The organism is Streptomyces sp. NPDC048389, assembly GCF_040706335.1.
Taxonomy (GTDB): domain Bacteria; phylum Actinomycetota; class Actinomycetes; order Streptomycetales; family Streptomycetaceae; genus Streptomyces.
Map to the genome: position 1 here is coordinate 1 of NZ_JBEZKP010000127.1, position 1,036 is coordinate 1,036.

Below are 1,036 nucleotides of genomic sequence, written 5' to 3' on the forward strand. Positions count from 1 at the left end.
GCACCGACATCACGATGGTGCCCCTCGCCGAGGCCACCAGGACACTGAAGACCGTACCCGTGGACCGGTACGACGAGGCAGAGACGGTCCTCTGAAGCCATGGCGATGAACGTTCGACGCATACCGTGGGGCTCCCTGAGGCAACTGCCTTCCGGCCCCCCGAGGAAGAAGCCACCACCCCGGACCGCCTCTCACCCCCGGCAGGAGAGCAGTGTGAACACCTCCACCTACCCCGACATCGGTCGGCCGGACGCCCGCACCGTCATCGTCTCGACCCGATACGCGGGCGATTCGGCAAGCTTGCGGCGGATGGCCGACGCCGACACAGCCGAGTACGACTCCGCGCCCCTGGTCCAGGGGCTGGTGGGACTCTCGTGGTTTCTCAGCCTGGACGCGACGACGCTGCTGACCTGCGCCCAGTGGACAAGTGACACCGCGACCGACGCCTTTCTGCGGGTGAACGGCTTCGCCGCGGGCTTTGCAGGGCCGCCGCGTTACCGGATCCACCGCAGCCTCACCCAGGACGTCGACGTGCGGGTCCCCGGCTGCCTCGTCACCGCCGCTTTCGACGTGGACGGTCCCGAACGGCAGCAGCACTTCGCTGAGAGCGTCATTGCCGCCCAGTCCAAGGAAGAGGCTCACCCCGGGGCGATCTCCGCGCACTTCCTGTTGAGCACCGACGGCAGCCGGGTCCTCCTCTACACGGAGTGGAGCAGCCCCGAGGCGCACGAGGAAGCGGCCGAGGCCGGCGGCCACGACGCCGTACACGACATCTTCTCCGGCACTCCCGGTGTGCGGCTCACGCACGGAAGCAGGTACCGGCTCCACCGCTCCCTGTCCCGGCCGGCCGGGTGATCCGGTTGAGGCGGCCGCGTCCCACCCGCGTGATCCGTCAACGGGCTCCGGGGCACGCCCCTGATGGATCATCTCCGCGACTCTTCGGTAGCGTCGGCGTATGAGTCATCCACATCCCGAATTGAAAGCCGCTCCTCCGCTGCCCGCCGGAGGGCTGCGGGTCGTCGCCCTGGGAGGTCTG

General features: G+C 68.9%; 1 protein-coding gene. It reads left to right on the top strand.

Annotated elements, in window-relative coordinates:
- The first annotated feature begins 213 nt into the window (after positions 1-213).
- Positions 214-855: an antibiotic biosynthesis monooxygenase gene (locus AB0903_RS34325; protein ID WP_366708748.1), complete on the top strand. Its 642-nt coding sequence runs from the start codon at positions 214-216 to the stop codon at positions 853-855.
- The last annotated feature ends 181 nt before the right edge of the window (positions 856-1,036 follow it).